Origin of the sequence: Streptomyces sp. NRRL F-5123, from assembly GCF_000721495.1 — a bacterium.
Classification (GTDB): domain Bacteria; phylum Actinomycetota; class Actinomycetes; order Streptomycetales; family Streptomycetaceae; genus Actinacidiphila.
In genome coordinates, this window is the sequence record NZ_JOHY01000035.1 from 1 (window position 1) to 16946 (window position 16946).

The 16946-nt window shown below is 71.6% G+C and carries 19 protein-coding genes and 1 CRISPR repeat array; of the genes, 11 read left to right on the forward strand and 8 right to left on the reverse strand.

Features of this window, described 5'->3' with window-relative positions; all coding sequences use genetic code 11:
• Positions 1-151: 151 nt before the first annotated feature.
• From IH54_RS40175 to IH54_RS42515, 8 genes are all read right to left on the reverse strand, one after another.
• Complete coding sequence (locus IH54_RS40175; protein WP_052397826.1) at positions 152-964, reverse strand: thiopeptide-type bacteriocin biosynthesis protein; 813 nt, start codon at positions 962-964, stop codon at positions 152-154.
• Between the two features lie 34 nt (positions 965-998).
• Complete coding sequence (locus IH54_RS0124615; RefSeq protein ID WP_031520575.1) at positions 999-2069, reverse strand: lanthionine synthetase C family protein; 1071 nt, start codon at positions 2067-2069, stop codon at positions 999-1001.
• A complete protein-coding gene (locus tag IH54_RS0124620; protein WP_234343800.1) occupies positions 2066-4102 on the reverse strand; it encodes a lantibiotic dehydratase family protein in 2037 nt (678 codons plus the stop codon). The genes IH54_RS0124615 and IH54_RS0124620 overlap by 4 nt, the downstream gene beginning before the upstream one ends.
• A 74-nt stretch (positions 4103-4176) precedes the next feature.
• Positions 4177-4359, reverse strand: coding sequence for an FxLD family lanthipeptide (locus IH54_RS0124625; protein ID WP_031520580.1), 183 nt, complete (start codon positions 4357-4359; stop codon positions 4177-4179).
• Between the two features lie 108 nt (positions 4360-4467).
• Positions 4468-4926: a hypothetical protein gene (locus tag IH54_RS0124630; protein WP_031520581.1), complete on the reverse strand. Its 459-nt coding sequence runs from the start codon at positions 4924-4926 to the stop codon at positions 4468-4470.
• Positions 4923-5186, reverse strand: a complete 264-nt coding sequence (locus IH54_RS0124635) for a hypothetical protein (protein ID WP_159012039.1) — start codon at positions 5184-5186, stop codon at positions 4923-4925. The genes IH54_RS0124630 and IH54_RS0124635 overlap by 4 nt, the downstream gene beginning before the upstream one ends.
• Before the next feature lie 208 nt (positions 5187-5394).
• Positions 5395-5670, reverse strand: a complete 276-nt coding sequence (locus tag IH54_RS0124640; protein WP_031520585.1) for a hypothetical protein — start codon at positions 5668-5670, stop codon at positions 5395-5397.
• Positions 5671-5710: 40 nt separating this feature from the next.
• Positions 5711-6208: an ATP-binding protein gene (locus IH54_RS42515; protein ID WP_043182140.1), complete on the reverse strand. Its 498-nt coding sequence runs from the start codon at positions 6206-6208 to the stop codon at positions 5711-5713.
• 264 nt (positions 6209-6472) lie between these two features.
• On the opposite strand from IH54_RS42515, the gene IH54_RS0124650 reads away from it, so the two are divergent.
• The 11 genes from IH54_RS0124650 to IH54_RS0124700 all read left to right on the forward strand — a co-directional run bounded on the left by IH54_RS0124650 (position 6473) and on the right by IH54_RS0124700 (position 16937).
• Positions 6473-7363 (forward strand): helix-turn-helix domain-containing protein, encoded by an 891-nt coding sequence (locus IH54_RS0124650; RefSeq protein ID WP_031520589.1) that lies wholly within the window; start codon positions 6473-6475, stop codon positions 7361-7363.
• Positions 7364-7397: 34 nt separating this feature from the next.
• Positions 7398-7610 (forward strand): DUF397 domain-containing protein, encoded by a 213-nt coding sequence (locus tag IH54_RS43565; RefSeq protein ID WP_107060246.1) that lies wholly within the window; start codon positions 7398-7400, stop codon positions 7608-7610.
• A gap of 212 nt (positions 7611-7822) precedes the next feature.
• A CRISPR array of direct repeats spans positions 7823-9559; the repeat unit is 29 nt; unit sequence CGGGACACCTCCGCTCGCGCGGAGAGGAC.
• 309 nt (positions 9560-9868) lie between these two features.
• Positions 9869-10174: a MazG-like family protein gene (locus IH54_RS0124660; protein WP_031520591.1), complete on the forward strand. Its 306-nt coding sequence runs from the start codon at positions 9869-9871 to the stop codon at positions 10172-10174.
• Between the two features lie 373 nt (positions 10175-10547).
• Entirely contained in the window at positions 10548-10976 is a 429-nt protein-coding gene (locus IH54_RS0124665; protein ID WP_199923454.1) for a hypothetical protein, read from the forward strand.
• On the forward strand, positions 10970-11977 hold the full coding sequence (locus tag IH54_RS0124670; RefSeq protein ID WP_052397828.1) for a hypothetical protein: 1008 nt from the start codon (positions 10970-10972) through the stop codon (positions 11975-11977). The genes IH54_RS0124665 and IH54_RS0124670 overlap by 7 nt, the downstream gene beginning before the upstream one ends.
• A 261-nt stretch (positions 11978-12238) precedes the next feature.
• Positions 12239-12766 (forward strand): SAF domain-containing protein, encoded by a 528-nt coding sequence (locus IH54_RS0124675; RefSeq protein WP_052397829.1) that lies wholly within the window; start codon positions 12239-12241, stop codon positions 12764-12766.
• Positions 12763-13566 (forward strand): hypothetical protein, encoded by an 804-nt coding sequence (locus IH54_RS0124680; RefSeq protein ID WP_052397830.1) that lies wholly within the window; start codon positions 12763-12765, stop codon positions 13564-13566. Before IH54_RS0124675 ends, IH54_RS0124680 begins: the two co-directional genes overlap by 4 nt.
• Complete coding sequence (locus tag IH54_RS0124685) at positions 13563-14948, forward strand: CpaF family protein (protein WP_199923455.1); 1386 nt, start codon at positions 13563-13565, stop codon at positions 14946-14948. Before IH54_RS0124680 ends, IH54_RS0124685 begins: the two co-directional genes overlap by 4 nt.
• The gene (locus tag IH54_RS0124690) at positions 14945-15814 is read left to right on the forward strand and encodes a type II secretion system F family protein (RefSeq protein WP_043182142.1); all 870 of its coding nucleotides are present in this window, start codon (positions 14945-14947) and stop codon (positions 15812-15814) included. The genes IH54_RS0124685 and IH54_RS0124690 overlap by 4 nt, the downstream gene beginning before the upstream one ends.
• 1 nt (position 15815) lies before the next feature.
• Positions 15816-16715, forward strand: a complete 900-nt coding sequence (locus IH54_RS0124695) for a type II secretion system F family protein (protein WP_031520609.1) — start codon at positions 15816-15818, stop codon at positions 16713-16715.
• Positions 16716-16751: 36 nt separating this feature from the next.
• Positions 16752-16937 carry a hypothetical protein gene (locus tag IH54_RS0124700; RefSeq protein WP_031520611.1) on the forward strand — a complete coding sequence of 62 codons (186 nt, stop codon included), beginning with the start codon at positions 16752-16754 and terminating at the stop codon, positions 16935-16937.
• Positions 16938-16946: the final 9 nt, after the last annotated feature.

Below are 16946 nucleotides of genomic sequence, written 5' to 3' on the forward strand. Positions count from 1 at the left end.
GAGGAACCGGTGGCGTTCGACGGTCCGGAAGGCCTCGGTGACCGCGTGGGTGCGCAGGTGGCCGCTTTCGGTGAGGCGGTTGAGGAGCGCTTCGCGCAGGGCGGCGGGGGTGGTGCTCTCGGGGGTCAGCGTCTTCTCCATTTCGGTGAGGCTAGGGGTGGCGCGGAGGGCTTGGCGGGGGGACACGGCGTCTTCCGCTCGTTCGGGGAAGGCCACTGCGCGGCCCAACCAGGCTGCTGCGGCCTGCTGGTGGGCGGGTACGCCGGCGCGGTTGAAGGTGAAGACCGCGTGGTGGGCGAGGACCGGCGAGGACCGCGCGAAGGCCGCGGGTCAGTAGTCCGTCAGAGGCGAGCTGCTTGAGCTGCCGCCCAGCGCGCTCGAACGCGGCGACGCGCTCCGTCCAGCCGGTCTCGGGAGCCTGCCGGCGGGCGGCATCCGCGGTCATCAGGTGTCGCATGGATGTCACCGCGCGCTTGAGCGTTGCGCCGGTCGGCGGGATGGGCGGCGGTCGCAGGGCGCCGAGCTGCGCCCATACGTCTCCGGTCTCGAACGGATCCTGTCCGGCCGAGCGGAACATGGCGGACAGCAGCAGGATCGAGCGCTCGCGGCCTCCGGGGACACCGATCTGCGGCAGGGCGTCGCGGGAGTCCGTACAGAACAGCTCGTGTGCGACGCCCATGCCCTCGGGGCCGCCGAACGCGTGGGTCTCCGGTTCGTAGATGCCACCGGTCCAGCTGCGGATCTGCCCGTCGGCGACGAGCTTTTCCAGCAGGTCGAACATCAGGTACTCCGTACGCAGCCGCAGTCCGCCGTCCTTGAGGAGGAAGTGGAACCGCTGGTCGCGCAGCCCCTCACGCAGGGCTCGGGCGCTCTCCGGCGTGACTACGCTGCCGGGAAAGGCCAGGGTCGCGTGCCACCAGGCCGGTTCGTGGGTGATCGGGATCTTCTCGTCGTCGGTGTCCATGCGCGCCTCGGCGCTCCTTCACAGTCGGTGCGGGTCAGGTGATGAGCAGGGCCTTCGTCCAGCCCGTGGTGTCGGTCCCGTCGAGCGCGAGCTGTGCTCCTGCGCGGCCTTCCACGAGCCCTGGCTTCGGCAGCCGGTCCAGGTCTGCGGTCAGGTGCTGAAGCAGGCCGTCGAGCAGAGGGGTGAAGCGCTCGGGCGCGGGGCTGTCGGCCGCGACGGCACGGGTCAGGGTCACGAGGCCCGCCCAGCCGTGGCAGAGGGAGGCGTCGGTGATGCGGGCGAGGTGCGCCGGGTCGGACAGAATCGCCACGAAGGCGTCCTCCGCCGCCCGGCGGCGGTAGGGGTCGTCCAGGGCGAGCCCGGCGAGCTGCTGGGCGCGGGCGACACCGGGCAGGCCGTAGCACCACGAGGGGCGGGCGGCCTGGTGGACCGGGGGAACTCCCGCGTTCAGGTGGGCGCGCGTCGTCCAGTACGAACCGCCGTAGACGTCCAGCCAGTTCGCGATCAACTCGATCGCCTCGTGCTGCCCCGGCACGAGGACGTCCTGCCCGGCGGCCAGGCACAGGACCGAGAGGACCCCGGAGATGCCGTGCGCCATGCCGTTGTTGCCGTGCCCGCCGGGCATCTCCTCGCCGCCGGGCCCGGCGGCGGACCACCACCCTGGCAACTCCCGGCCGTCGATCCGGACCGGTCGCGTCAGGGACACCAGGTAGGCCAGTACGTCCTCCAACCGCGGAGACGCCTCCTCACGGGTGAGCAGCAGCGCCGCGAGCCCGGACAGGCCACGTACGAGGTCGAACTCCGCGAGGTGCGGCAGCTCGCCGCGGTTGTGCCGCGCGTGGGCGGCGGCAAGCCGGGCGTCCACGATGCGATCGACCGTGGCACGGACGTCGGGACGGACGCGTCCCGTACGGCCGAGGACGAACTCCAGCGCCGGGGCACCGTGGAAAAGCGACGCGTTGCCGCCGGCGCTGACACCGCCTGCCACTGCTCGGGCCAGATGCTGGTGCGCGGCGGGCAGGTTGCCGCGTTCGATGTGCAGCAGCGCTGCCCCGAGCGGGCCTTCGGACAGATCCTGCGTCCGGGGCAGGGCCTTCGCCGTCACGAGCGCGCCGCCATGGGAACGACGATGCTGTGGGCGCGCCCGCCGATCCATCCGTCCGCATCCTGCGGCGGAGCCTCGTAGAGGGACGCGGTGCTGGTCGCGCTTGCGGCGAGGTGCACGCGCAGCAGGTCCAGATGCATGTCCTGGCGCAGGTCGAGGGGGAGTTGCATGTCGTCCTCGGCGAGCAGCACACGGTCGGGCATCCTGAACCGGCTCTTCCACGCGTGCAACTCCCGGGCCCACTCGCCCAGCGACGCGGTACGGCCGGGCAGGTCCCGGGACCGGAGCTTCCACCGCGCGGGCACCAGGACGGTGCGTCGGTGGCGCAGGGCAGGGAGGACGGGCAGCGTCCAGGCCGCTCCCCAGTCGAACCACGTCACCTGGGGCAGGCCGGCCCTGCTGATCTCGGCCAGGAACCGGGCCAGCGGCGGGGCGCAGTTGTTCCACACGAAGTTGACGGCGGTCGGGATGACCGGCTCGATCCGCGTACCGGTCGCGGCCTCGACGAGGTGGAGACGGCCCTTGAGCGCACGGACAGCCAGATCCGCGGGGAACAGCACCTCCTCTCGGGGACGCCGGAACTCGCCGACGCTGAGCACTCGGGGAAGAGCCTGCGGAGCCCGCGTCAGCAGGTCCAACGGGACGCGTCCGGCGTGGAAGGACAGCTGTACCAGCTCCGAGTCGGGCTCGCCCGTGGGCAGCTCCGCACAGGCCGCGGCAGCGTTCGGGACGAGGTGCCAGAACCGTCCGGTCATGGTGCCGACTCCGCGAGACACGGTCGAGACCTCCAGCCGGAAGTCACCCCGGTCGAGGGCGTGCATCGAGCAGGACCGGACGTGCGCGCACAGTTCGAGGTGCGGCGCGGCGATCCGGCGCGTGCCCGCGGCGGCCTCCAGCTCTTCGATCAGGGCCCCGGACAGCACCACCTCGCGGCGGCCTTCGGCCGCGGCCGTTCCGGCCAGTTCCAGCAGCAGACGGTCCCGCCGCGTCATCACGCGGGGCGGCGCGTGCACCCCACCAAAGCCCACGGGCAGCCCGAGGCCACGACCAGGGTCCGTCACCTGCTCCAGCGGCACCTCGGCGCCCTCGCCGTAGCGGGCGATGAACTGCTCGGTGTAGTCGTGCCACGCCTCGGTGCCCGCCGGGTGCATCGCGAGCCGGGCGAGAACCGTCGCAGCCGTCTCCGCCTCGGTGAGCACCGTCTCGGGTAACCGTACGGTGGCGTCCAGCCGTAGGTCTGTCGCGGAGGGCCCGCGCCGGACCTCGTCGCGCAGGGCGGCCGGAAGCACGTCGGCCGGGTCGACGACGGTCGCGGGAGCGCGCAGCGCGGAGCGCAGGAGCCGTGCGTGCAGGAGTTGGGCGAGCAGCCGGGACCGAGCGGGCTCCGACGTGCGCGGGTACTCCGCGGCGAGCTTCTCCGCCAGGTCCGCACATCGGATCGGCGCCCGTGCAGTGTCGAGCACCAGGGCGACCGCGGGCGACAACACGAGCGAGATCTCCGCTGCCCCCTCGGAGGGGACGACGACGCGTCCGTCGCGCAGGCGGGCGAGGTTGTTGACGCACACCTCCACGTCGGCCATCCGCTCGCCGCTTGCCTCCCACCTGCTGACGGCCTCGTCCAGAATCACCGGATCAGGACGGGCGACGGCCCGGTGCCGGTCCCCGACGCGTACCTCGGCCCCGGCGCCGAAGTGGAGCGGCGCGACCCCGGCGAACAGCCCGAACGGGGTGGAACGGCCGGTGTACCGGATCGCATACCGGGCGAGGGCCAAGGCCGCACGCCGCGCACGGCGCGTCGGCACCGAATCCCCGGCGACGATCGACTCGACCTTGCGCGTGAGGTCGGGGCTGGCACCGGCCACGGCCTGCCGGAAGGCGTCATCCGCCCACATCGCGGTCAGCCATGCACGCCAGTCGTCCACGGCGGCGTCAGCCCCCGGCCACGGCGGCACGGTCAGGCCGGCGACGCTCGCCGCGGCCCGCAGCATCCCGTCGGCCACGCCTCGGTAGGTCCTGGCTCGCGAGCGCGTCATTTGGAGCTCTCCCTCCTTGTACGAAGGTGCGTGCCGGGCGGAGGAACCCGCCCAGCACGCACAGACGGACCTTGCTACTCCACCGAGGAGCCGCCGCAGGCGCTCGGGCACGACGAGCCGCAGTTGTCGCCGGTGGTGCACATCAGCACCGACTCGCTGGCCGGGGTGTTCTCGATGAAGGTGATGTCGAGCTCGAACGGGTCGTCGGGGACCTGGGCGCTCGGCGCGGGAGCCGAGGCCTGGGTAGCAGTGGTCATCTGCACGTCCTTCCTCTTGAGGGGTGGTGAACCTGACCCGCGCCCCAGGAAGGGCCGGCCAGGGGCTCGTGGTCCGGGCGTTCGTCGGCAGGGCCCGGCGCCCGGGAATCACAGGGGATTGGTGAGGGTGAAGCACACGAACTGAGCGAAGAGCGCGAGCCCGCCCGTGGTGAACCATGGGTCAGCCGGGGCCGGATCGTTGAGCTGGCAGAGCGGTTTGTCACCAGGCACCGGCAATTCCCGGAACAGCAAGGTGCCGACCACGAGGGCCATGGAGGACGTGATCCCGCTGACGGTTTCCAGGTCGCGGAACAGGGTCCGGGGCTCGAACATCATGCTGAGCAGGAGGAGGATCAGCGGCGCGGCGGTACTCAAGGCCGCAAACGCCAACCTCGGTCCGCGGTAGGCGCGGGCGTCCGCAATCTCCTGGTAGACGGCCCGGTCCTGTGGGGACGGCTTCCACAAGGGGTGGCAGGCCGGGCAGCGCATCGCCGTGCCGCACTGCGCGCAGAGGACGAGTACGGCGCCACAGCGGCAGTGGGTGCCCTCGGCATGCCGCCTGGTCACGGGGCTTCCGATATGGCGGGGTCGTCCACCTCGAAGGTGTGCCCGCCCGGGTGTCCCGCGAATTCGCAGCACGGTTCGCTGCCCCGCGCGGGCGGGCTGACCGCGTCGCAGTCGTCCCGCACCTCCAGAGCCACGGGAAATTGCCCTTCGGCCCAACTGGTCCAGACGGAGCCGGTGTCGCAGCCGTCGAGGTGCAGAACGAAGGCGTGGTGGTCGCCGGTGGCGTGAGTTCCGAGAGGGCACCGGAGTTTCCGTTCCACGTCCTCCACCCTGGCGCTGCCGGGAGTGGCGAAGGAGAGCGCCAACGCCGTGAGGTGCCGGGGGAGGAGTGCGCGCGCTCCACAGACGGGAACTCGGGGGCGGGGCTGAGCACGGAAGGTTTCCGACATCGGGCGAGAGGGTCCTTTTACGTGTGGAAGCTCGGCGGAGGTGAGGGCCGTTGCTGTCAGCACGCTGACGCGGAACGGCTCAGGCAGGGGAAGCCGACGGAAGTACGCCGGCTGGCCGGACGGGCGGGGCTCGGGCGGAGGAGGATCCCCTGGCCTTCTTCTCCCTCGCGTTGCACGCGGGAGCTCGGGGGCACCGGCATTGAGGGAAGCCGACGATCTTGACCGCCGTCCCCGGTAGCGGGTTGTCGGAGTCGTAGGTGATGGGCGGCCGGACCTCCACCTGCTCGGTGAACGACTCGCCCGTCGCGGACACCACCGTGTCGACGCGGAAGAAGCGGAAGCGGAGCACGGTCACAGCAGCCTCCGTAGTAGGCGGTCGGCGTGACGGTGGCCGCTCACGACCGGCCAGCCGCGCGGATTCGGGCGGCGCACCAGGTACGCGTGCCGTCCTTGCTGACGCCCCATTCGTCTGCGAGCGCGTCGACCAGGAGCAGGCCGCGGCCGCTCTCCGCGTCGGAGTCCGCGGCCCGGATGCTCGGCCGGGTGGGAGACCCGTCTTCGACCTCGACGACGAGGAAGTCGCCGACCAGCACCATGCGGAACACGATCTGCTGGTCGGCCCCGTAGCGCAGCCCGTTCGTGACCAGCTCGCTGATCAGCAGCAGCGAGCTGTCGACCACCGACGGCAGACCCCAGAGCGTTAGCTTCGCGCGGGCGACTCTGCGCAGTCGAGGGACCCAAGCGGCCGTGGCCTCAGATACCTCGGCTCCCCGTAACAGCGGCTCACGGTCGACCGTCAACGAGAGCATCTGCCGTATGCCCGATAAGGCGGTTGCCGGGTTCCCGGCGCGCAGCTCGGCGAGGATCTCCAGGCCGGGGGCAACAGCAGCCATTTCCCTCACCTCTCGGCAACTCGCGGGTGACGGCGCGGCTCACTGGCCGACAGCAGCCGACCCTTCGTCAGGTCTCGTGCGGGCCCAACTACGGTGGCGCAGGCCCCCGTAGAGTTGCAACTGGATCGCCACTGAAATTTCTGTGCAACTCAAAAAAGGACTATTCGTGAGATTGCGCAGAGGGATGTGGCGGCGGCGCAGAGGATGCGACACTCTGCGCACAGTGGTAGAGAGCTTGCACAAGTGCTTGGGGGTAGTGCACACATGGCAGCGAAACGCGGTGCGAGCGGCAGGCGGCTGGAGCTCGGCATCCAGCTCAAGCAACTCCGGGAGAACTGCCCGCCCGTCGAGGAGGGCCGAGCCCGCGGGATGACCCGCAAGGCGGCGGTACGCGGCCTCAAGGCGCTCTCCGAGCCGAGCCTTGCCAGGATCGAGAACGGCGAGCTGAACTTCCGCCGAAACCCCGGGGATCTGAGGACGCTGCTGCGGCGGTACGGCGTCACCGACGATTCGCTCGTCGAGCAGTTGCTGGAGCTGAACCGGGAGAGCGCGAACGACGAGTGGCTGACGCAGTACCGCAGCTTCATGCCGACCGGGATGCCGCACTACGTCGGCCTCGAAGCCGAGGCGATGATGATCAGCGCCTACCACCCGACGGTCGTGTACGGCCTGCTCCAGACCGAGGCGTACGCTCGGGCGCTCTTCGAAGTGCAGCGGCCCGTCGAGGACACCACGGCGGAGTTCGTACGCCGCAACGTCGAGCTTCGAATGGAGCGCAAGCGCCGCGTCCTGGAGCGCGACGGCTCGGTCCGGCTACGCGTCATCCTCGGCGAAGCGGCGCTGAGGATTCCGGTCGGAGACGACGAGGTGATGCGCGAGCAGTACGCCGAGATCGTCAAGCTGGCCAGGCTGGACCACGTCTCGATCCAGATACTGCCCTTCAAGCGCGGCTACCGGTCGAGCAACGACTTTGCGATCATCGACCTCGGTGAGTTGCCCGCGCGGGTGCAGACGGACAATGCATGGGGCGCGGTGTCGACGTCGGACAAGCCCCGCGAGGTCGATCGGTTCACCCGCCGGTTCGACGCGATGGTGGGCGTGGCCCTGGGCCTCGAAGACACCATCGACTTCCTGGAAGAACTAGCAAGAAGGTAGTAGAGCCATTAACACTTACGTTCCGGCCAACGAACTGCTTCCCGACGAGGCCTGGCGCAAGTCGTCCTACAGCGACGGCACCGGCAACAGCTGCGTCGAGTTCGCCGACGCGCTCGCTGTTCTCGGCGGCATCGGAGTACGCGACTCGAAGAACCCGAGCGGCCCGGCCCTTACCTTCAGCCCGGCCGCCTGGACCGAGTTCGTCGACCTGGTCCGTACGGGCGGGGTCGACTTCGGCACAATCTGAAGTTTGGCTGCGCTGTGGGTGAGGGTGGTGCCGAAGGACTCTCCTCCGGCGGTGCGGAGAGGGGTCGCGTCGTTGACGCCAGCGGGGCCGCCACCCCGGACGTTGCTACGGAGTAGCAACTGCGCCATAGCTGGACCGGGCGCCAAGGACATCACCTGCCCTCGCGTCATACCTGGCGCAAGCGCCCGTCTCGGGCCAGGTGCCCAGTGGGGCGGGATACCTCCGCTCGCGCGGAGAGGACACCCAGGCGGTGGCCGGACCCTGGTTCACCCCCGGGGCACCTCCGCTCGCGCGGAGAGGACATCTGAGACACCGGCCCGTCGAGCCCGGGGATGGGGGCACCTCCGCTCGCGCGGAGAGGACCTCGCCGCTGGCGTCGCCTCGTCAATGTGGTGCGGGACACCTCCGCTCGCGCGGAGAGGACTCCAGGACCAGGGCGACGCCCTGACGGACACGCGGGACACCTCCGCTCGCGCGGAGAGGACCCGGCGGTGTCGCCGTCTCCCAAGACGAAGACCGGGACACCTCCGCTCGCGCGGAGAGGACTCCGGCGACGAACTCGACAAGATCGTCACCGACGGGACACCTCCGCTCGCGCGGAGAGGACCCACACTCCGGGCCGGTAGCACGACCGCGGGGCGGGACACCTCCGCTCACGCGGAGAGGACTGCCGCGGCAACGGACCCATGCACATCAAGGGCGGGACACCTCCGCTCGCGCGGAGAGGACCTCGGCGGTTCCCGGCCAGTGGCTCCGGCCGTCGGGACACCTCCGCTCGCGCGGAGAGGACCGCTTGTGGGACTGCTCGATGGAGAAGAAGGCCGGGACACCTCCGCTCGCGCGGAGAGGACGGAAAACTCCCGTCCGCACCGGCCGTGCCCGGCGGGACACCTCCGCTCGCGCGGAGAGGACGCCCTGGTTCGCGGCTCCCTGGACACCGCTTACGGGACACCTCCGCTCGCGCGGAGAGGACTCGTCAGGTAGTGCGGTAACGGGTGCGGGGCGCGGGACACCTCCGCTCGCGCGGAGAGGACGGGGCAGACGTGCCTGAGGCCGACGCGTCGATCGGGACACCTCCGCTCGCGCGGAGAGGACGCCGGGAAAGGGGTCACCGGGAGATGTTCCACCGGGACACCTCCGCTCGCGCGGAGAGGACCGCACGGGCGCGCTCCACGGCGCGCTCCAGCTCGGGACACCTCCGCTCGCGCGGAGAGGACGCGCATCGCCCGCTGGAAGATCTCCTCCAGCCCGGGACACCTCCGCTCGCGCGGAGAGGACCTTCACCGAAGCCGAAGAACTCGCCGAAGCGGCGGGACACCTCCGCTCGCGCGGAGAGGACGACACCGAGGAGGTGACATAGTGCCCGTCCCGCGGGGCACCTCCGCTCGCGCGGAGAGGACCCCACCACCCCCGTCCCGCCGGCCTCCGGCACCGGGACACCTCCGCTCGCGCGGAGAGGACTGCCACAGGCACTCAGCCAGGTCGAGTCGCTGCGGGACACCTCCGCTCGCGCGGAGAGGACGAGCGCAGCTCCGTCAGGATCTCGGCGTACGTCGGGACACCTCCGCTCGCGCGGAGAGGACCGAAGCGGGCGTCACGGCCAGCCCCGCCGTCACGGGACACCTCCGCTCGCGCGGAGAGGACACCTGGGGGCCGGACACGGGCTTTCACGTGCACGGGACACCTCCGCTCGCGCGGAGAGGACGCCGGTTCCACGGCGATGGCGCTCCACACCATCGGGACACCTCCGCTCGCGCGGAGAGGACACCGACGCCCTGTTCGCCGCGTACATCGGCGACGGGACACCTCCGCTCGCGCGGAGAGGACACCTTCACGGGCGCCGGCGGGGCGGCGTCGTTCGGGACACCTCCGCTCGCGCGGAGAGGACGCCGGGCCGTCGGGGGCTGCGCCGGCGGCGAGCGGGACACCTCCGCTCGCGCGGAGAGGACACTTCGTGACCTGCGGCGTTAGAGGGGCTTTGCAATCTCTTTGCTCGACTCCGGTCGCGCCTGGATGCCGCGGGTGCAGGTCGGGGCAGGCCGGTACATGGAACGTCAGCCTACGGCTGGGGACGCCATGAGCACCACGCGGGCGGCTGCCGTATCGAACCCGAGCACCGGGTTCCCGTAATCGTCTTCGGCCCTCATCGCCACCGGGGCCGCCCACGACCGGGTGACGGTCCACCCTTCGGCCATGGGGCTCCCGGACGGCGTCGCTAGGCTGCGGTTCGCAGCCGACTCAGAGCCGCCGGAGGGGCCGTGGACATCGCAGAGGCGCAGAAGCTCGCCTGGGAGAACAAGAGCGCCAAGGGTTTCAACACCACTGACGTGGCACTGGAGTTCGGGCTGCTCACCGCCGAGGTGGGGGAGGCGTTCACCGCGTGGCGGAAGAAGCTGCCGGACTTCGGCGAGGAGCTGGCGGACATCGTGCTCTACGCCGCGGCGCTCGCCGAGATGAACGGGGTGGACCTCGACGTCGAGGTGGCGCGCAAGATCGAGAAGAACGTCCGCAGGACGTACGAGCGGAATGCAGACGGGGTGCCGGTCAGGACCAGCGACGGCTGAACGCCTACGTTCCGGTTCGAGAGAGTGCGCCTGCCGGATTCAGCCATGAAGGCTTCTGGAACACTGGCTTTCCGCCAAGTCCACGTTCCCGCACAAAAGTGGGAGCGCGCATAGCTCCGTTCCCACCTTGCAGTGGGAACGGGGCGCGGGGGTACGGATGGCTGACCGCAAGGTGAGCATCCCGACTACTCGTGAGGTGGGTGTGGCTATGGCGGTGCCCCCACGGGCCTTACGGCGCTACCGGACGCCGTTGTTGATCGGTGTCACCGTGGTTGCTGCGCTTGCCCTCGCTGGCTGCAACTCCACCGCTGACTCGCCCCCGGCCGGCAAGCACGTGACGCAGGCACCGAGCTCGTCCACCGTCCGGTCGGCAGTGCCCACAGCTTCCGGCGACGTCGCCCGGCGCGCTGCCGCCGCGGCGTATCTGGGGATGTGGCAGGACATGGCGGCCGCCGGTCGAACCTCGGACTGGAAGTCGCCGCTGCTCGCCCATCACGCCACCGGCGACGCCCTGTCGACGATCTCCCGCGGGCTGTACGCGGACCACCTCAACGGCCTGGTCAGCAAGGGCGCACCGAAGGACGACCCCAAGGTGACCTCGGCCGTACCCGCGGCGGCACCGACGACCGTGACGGTCTCGGACTGCGGGGATTCGACAGGGTGGTTGAAGTACCGCAAGGGCGGCAGCAGCCCCGTCGGGGACAAGGGCGGACGGCGGGCGATCACGGCCGAGGTCCAACGGCAGGCCGACGGCACATGGAAAGTTGCCCGGTTCGCGGTCGAGGGGCTGGGGTCGTGCTGAGGCGGGGACTCGCCGTGGGCGCCGCCACCGCCGTGCTGCTCGGCATATCCGCCCTGCCCGCCGCCGCGGACGGGTGGGGGAGTGTCGACTGCACGCAGTCGACGTACGCGGGCTGCTCGCTCGGAGCTGGAACCGGCGGCTCCAGCAAAGGCGGCGACCACGGCGATGCGGGACACCCCGCGCGCGGACACAAGAAGGCCTCCGGAGGCAGCGCGCACACGAAGCCGAAGGACCCGAACCCCGACCTGAACCTCGCGGACTGCTCCTACCGGCGCAGCGACTACGTACCGCCGACCGGCGTCCTTCAGACCGGCTACAGCGGGAACCGCAACGACGCGCTGCCCGCTGTCTACCGCCCTGCCCCACCGGCGAATGCCGTCCCCGTCGACGGCCCCAAGGCGAGCCAGCCAGGCGCCTGGTACGTGTACAAGTGCAGCGCCGACGGTGTGCGGGACGCCTTCTACCGGCCGCCCGTGTGGATCCCCGACGCCCCGCGGCGGACGGCCCAGCCTGCCGTCCTCCCGGACCCGGCCGAGCTGGCGCGGGCGGCGTACGAGCAGCTGCGGTTGCCGTCGCCGACCGTGGAGTCGAACCCGGCGGGGGATCAGCTGGTCGGCCTGCCGACGTGGCTCTGGCTGGACCACGGCGGTTGGGAGCCGGTCTCGGCGACGGCGTCGGTGCCAGGCGTCTCCGTGACGGCGGTGGCCCGGCCGGTCTCGGTGGTGTGGGCGCTGGGCGACGGCTCCACGGTGACGTGCTCAGGGCCGGGGGCGGCATACAGAGTGTCCTCGGGGTCGAAGAGCGCGTCGCCGGACTGCGGGCACACGTACCGCGCTTCCTCGGCCGGGCGTCCTGGCAGCGCGTACGAGGTGACGGCCACGGTGCACTGGACGGTGACGTGGTCGGGCGCGGGGGAGAACGGGGTCTTCCCGGACCTGACGACCGTGTCGAACGCGGCGTTCCGCGTCGCCGAGAGCCAGGGCCTGAACGACAGCAGCTGAGCAACGTGGCGGTCTGGCAGCCGCGCCCTCGTGATGACGCAGCCGCGCGCAGGGAGCGCGGCGCGAAGACCTCGTACGCCCGGAAGGCGGTGTTCGGTGAGCACCTTCGTACCTCCTCCGCCCGCAGCCCCGATGGGAACGGCGAACTCCCACTCCCCCAGCGGGGTTCGGCGGTCCGTCGGTGCCCCGCGGCGGCGGCGACTGCCCTATCTGCTGCTGGGCGTCCTGCTCGTGGTGGGGTGTTCGGCCGGTGGCGTCGTAGTGGCGTTGCAGCTCGGGCACCGTCAGCAGGTGCTCGCGCTGGCCCGGCCCGTGGTGGTCGGCCAGCAGCTCTCGGCCCGGGACCTGAAGGAAGTCAGCGTGCCGGCCGACACGGGGCTCCAGATCCTGCCAGCCTCTTCCAAAGCACGTGTCGAGGGCCGTCCGGCCGCTTACAGCCTGCCTGCGGGCACCTTGCTCACCGACGCCCTGCTCGGGACTGCCCGCGTGCCCCAGACCGGCCAGGCAGAAGCTGCCGTGGGGTTGAAGGCCGGGCAGTTCCCGCCGGGCCTGCAACCCGGCAACCGGGTGACCGTCGTGGTCGCTCCGCCCGCCGACGCCACGAGCGGAACGGCACCAAGCCCGCTGTCATGGACCGGCGTGGTCACCGGCGTCCGAAAAGACACGACCGAGCAGACCACCGTGGTTTCGATCCAGATGGCGCAAGCCGACGCGCAGGCCCTCGCAGCGCAGCCAGCCGGGCAGATCAGCGTGGTCATCGTGCCGGAACAGCGGGGAGGCGGACGGTGACGCTGATCGCGCTGCTCAGCCTGAAGGGCTCGCCGGGGGTGACGACCACGGCGCTCGGTCTGGCGGTGTGCTGGCCCTCGGGGGAGCAGCCGGTGGTCGTGGAGTGCGACGCGGCCGGCGGGGACCTGCTGGCCCGATTCCGGCTGGAGCTCTCGCCGAGCCTGATGAGCCTGGCTGCGGCGGCCCGGCACGGCGCGGACGCCGGACTGCTGTGGCAGCACACCCAGCGCCTTCCCGGCGGTCTGCCCGTGGTCGTGGGCCCGGCCGGCGGCGACCAGGCCCGTGCCGCGCTCGCCCAACTCAACGCGGGAGTGGGAGAGGTCGACGTGCTGCGGCAGGCGGCCGACCGTGCAGGAACGGTCGTGATCGCGGACTGCGGCCGCTTCTCCGGCGACGAGGCCGTGATGCGGATCGTACGAGCCGCGGACGCCGTACTGCTGCTGGCGCACGCCCGGGACGACGCGCTCTCCCATCTCGCCACGCTGCTGGCCCGCCCGCCCTCGTGGCTGCGGGACCCGCTGTTCGTCCTCGCCGGTGACGGCTATCCCACACCGGAGGTCGCCGAGGCGCTGAACGTCACCGTGCTGGGACGGCTTCCCGACGATCCCAGGGGAGCGGCGGCCCTGGCCGGTCGTCCGGCCCGCCGGCCGGCACCCGCGAAGTCGCCACTGCTCCGGGCGCTCGCGCCGATCACCGCATCCGTGGCGCACCGTGCGGCCGCGTGTCCGCGGCACCGCTCCCGCAGCGCAGCCGGCGCCGTGTCCGACCCGCGCACGGTATGGGGCGGGGCGAGTCGATGAGCCAGGCCGAGTCGACGTACGCGGAGGGCTTCGATCCCCGCGGGACCGCAGACAACGACTTCGCCGCCGCCCCCGCCGAGCAGTTGCGGCAGGAACTGCGCCGGAAGCTGTCGCAGGAGCTGTCCGACCGCATCCGCGCGGACGAGGCGGGCCACAGGCCGGCCATGACGGAGGCAGAACGTCGGGCGCTGGCCCGGCAGATCCTCACCGACGCAGCCGAGGCGCATACCCAGGCCATGCTCACCCACGGACGTCCTGTCGTCGCTCCGGAGGTCGAGGAGCTGGTCATCGTCTCGGTGATCGACGAGGTCTTCGGCCTGGCCGGGCTCGAACCGCTGCTGCAGGACCCGCAGATCGAGAACATCAACGTCACCGGGGACCGGGTCTTCGTACGGTACGCGGACGGGCGTCGCGAGCAGCTGCCGCCGGTGACGGCGTCGGACACCGAGCTGGTGCAGCTGATCCGCGACCTTGCCGCGCGCTCGGGGGTGGAGGAACGCCGCTTCGACCGCGGGAACCCCGGTGTGGGCTTCCAGCTCCCCGGTGGGGAGCGGGCCTTCGCGGTGATGGCGGTGACGGTCCGGCCCTCGCTGTCCATCCGCCGGCACCGCTTCGAGCACATCACCCTCGCGCAGCTTCGCGCCAGCGGCACCGTCGACCCCGGCACGGAGCAGCTGCTGCGTGCGATGGTGCGCGCCCGCAAGAACATCCTGGTCACCGGCGGAACGGCCATCGGGAAAACGACCCTGCTCCGGGCCCTCGCCGCCGAGATCCCGCCCTGGGAGCGGCTGATCACCATCGAGGACGTCTTCGAGCTGGGCCTGGACCGCGACAGCGCCGCACATCCCGACGTCGTCGCGATGCAGGCCCGGGAGGCGAACATCGAGGGGCAGGGGATGGTCAGCCAGGCGGAGCTGGTGCGGTGGGCCCTGCGGATGTCCCCGGACCGGGTCATTGTCGGCGAGGTCCGCGGGCCTGAGGTGATCCCGATGTGCAACGCCATGTCGCAGGGCAACGACGGGTCGATGGGCACGCTGCACTCCTCGACCAGCCGCGGCGCCTTCACCAAGCTCGCCGCGTACGCCGTGCAGGGGCCCGAGCGACTGCCGCTGGAGGCGACGAACCTGCTGGTGGCCTCGGCCCTGGACTTCGTCGTCCACCTGGACAAGCCGCGCGGTGACCACGCCAGGCGGGTCGTGTCGTCCGTTCGCGAAGTCGTCGACGCCGACGAACGGCAGATCGTCTCCAACGAGGTGCTGCGCCCCGGACCTGACCTGCGTGCCGTGCCGGGCGTTCCGCTGCGCAGCGCCACCGTCGACGACCTGGCCGCCGCTGGCTTCGACCCAGACGCCTTCCACCGCGCCGGGTGGTGGCGTACGTGAACGGCTACGTGCCCCTGCTGGGGCTGCTCGGACTCGGCCTCGGCGCCGGGCTCCTCGTCCTCCTCCGCGCGTGGCGCACCCCGGACGCCCCGGCGGTCAAGCCCCGGATGCGCAAGCCGCGGCGGATACACGCGGGGCGGTGGGCCGCCGTCTCCGCGGCCGGCGGTCTGCTCGCCGCGCTGCTGACGGGCTGGATCGTCGGCGGTCTGCTCGCGGCGCTCGCCGTGTGGTGGCTGCCGCGCATGCTCGGCGCCGACGGGACGCGGGAGCGGACCGCGCGGATCGAGGGCATCGCCGGGTGGACGGAGATGCTGCGCGACACGCTCGCCGCAGCTGCGGGGCTGGAGCAGACCGTCGTGGCGACGGCCGGCACCGCACCCGAATCCGTACGACCACAGATCCTCGACCTGGCCGCACGGCTGGAGTCGGGCGAGCGTCTTCCGAACGCTCTACGGCAGCTCGCCCAGGAACTCGCCGACCCGACCGCGGACCTGGTCATCGCCGCACTCGTCCTGGCCTCGGGGCATGAGGCCCGCCGGATCTCCCCGCTGCTGGGGGAGCTGGCGGCGACGGCCCGTGCACAGGTCGAGATGCACCAGCGGATCGACGCCAACCGGGCCCGTACGCGTACCACGACCCGGGTCGTCGTCGGGACGACGCTCTTCTTCGCGGGCGGGCTGATCGTGCTCAACCCCGCCTTCCTCAGCCCGTACGACACGGCGACCGGGCAGTTCGTGCTGCTGCTGATCGGCGGCCTGTTCTCCGCCGGCTTCGCGTGGCTGCACCGCATGGCGCACTTCGACGAGCCCGAGCGCTTCCTCACCGCGCTCGGTGCAGTCCCCGCAACCGAGCGGGAGATGAGCTGAGATGCTGCCGCTGCTCGTCCTGCTGGGCGCCGGACTCGGCTGCGGCCTGTGGGCGACGGCGGTATGGCTCGTACCGCCGCATCCCCCGCTCGCCGAACTCGTCTCCCGGCTCCGTACGCCGCCCAAGCCCACGCCCGTCCTCCGCGGCACCGACGACGCCGGATGGGCGATACGGCTGGGCAGCCCCTTCACCGGCCTTCTGCGCGAGCTCGGACTGCCGGGCCACAGCCTCACCGGGGACCTGGCGGTCACCGAGCGGTCGCCGGAAGCCTTCCTCGCGGAGAAGGCCGCACTCACCGTGGTGGGCCTGCTGCTGCCCGGGACCGTCGAGATTCTGCTGGTGCTCGGCGGCCGTCCGCTGCCCTGGCAGATGCCGCTGGCCGGCTGCCTTGCTCTCGCCGTCGGCGGATTCCTCCTGCCGGACGTGACCGTGCGGCAGGAGGCCGCCCGCCGCCGCGCCGCGTTCCGGCACGCCCTCGGCGCCTACCTCGACCTCATGCACGTCCTGCTCGCGGGCGGCGCGGGCGTCGACGGCGCGCTCACCGACGCGGCGGCCATCGGCGAAGGCTGGGCCTTCCGACAGCTGCGCCGGGCGCTCAACACGGCGCGCCTCACACGCTCGTCGCCCTGGTCGGCGCTCGCGCAACTCGGCGACGAGTTGCAGGTCGCCGAGCTGTTCGAACTCGCCGCCGCACTGTCGCTCGCCGGAACCGAAGGCGCCCGTGTCCGCGCCTCCCTCGCCGCAAAAGCCGCTGCCATGCGCCACCGGGCCGGTGCCGAAGCCGAAGGCGCGGCCAACGCTGCCACCGAGCGGATGGCATTACCCGGGATGGTCATGGCCATCGGCTTCGTCGTCTTCGTCTTCTATCCCGCCCTCACCCAGATCACCGCCTCCCTGTGACCGAGGCAGGTCAGCCCAGCCGAAAGGACACCCGCCGTGGACCGTCTGACCTCCCTGTGGACCCGCCTCACCACCAGGCTGCGCGTGCTCGCCGCGGACGACCGCGGGGTGACCACCGAACACGTCATCTGGATCGCCTTCCTGGCGGCACTCGCCCTCACCGTCACCGCGCTGTTCGGGCCGAAGATCCTCGACGCCGCCCGGAACATCAGCTTCGAATAGGGAGCCGAT

Excerpts from the sequence above, each read along its gene's own strand:
- IH54_RS40175 (WP_052397826.1), bottom strand. The coding sequence starts at position 964 with ATGGACACCGACGACGAGAAGATCCCGATCACCCACGAACCGGCCTGG.
- IH54_RS0124620 (WP_234343800.1), bottom strand. The coding sequence starts at position 4,102 with ATGACGCGCTCGCGAGCCAGGACCTACCGAGGCGTGGCCGACGGGATG.
- IH54_RS0124625 (WP_031520580.1), bottom strand. The coding sequence starts at position 4,359 with ATGACCACTGCTACCCAGGCCTCGGCTCCCGCGCCGAGCGCCCAGGTC.
- IH54_RS42515 (WP_043182140.1), bottom strand. The coding sequence starts at position 6,208 with ATGGCTGCTGTTGCCCCCGGCCTGGAGATCCTCGCCGAGCTGCGCGCC.
- IH54_RS0124650 (WP_031520589.1), top strand. The coding sequence starts at position 6,473 with ATGGCAGCGAAACGCGGTGCGAGCGGCAGGCGGCTGGAGCTCGGCATC.
- IH54_RS0124685 (WP_199923455.1), top strand. The coding sequence starts at position 13,563 with ATGAGCCAGGCCGAGTCGACGTACGCGGAGGGCTTCGATCCCCGCGGG.
- IH54_RS0124695 (WP_031520609.1), top strand. The coding sequence starts at position 15,816 with ATGCTGCCGCTGCTCGTCCTGCTGGGCGCCGGACTCGGCTGCGGCCTG.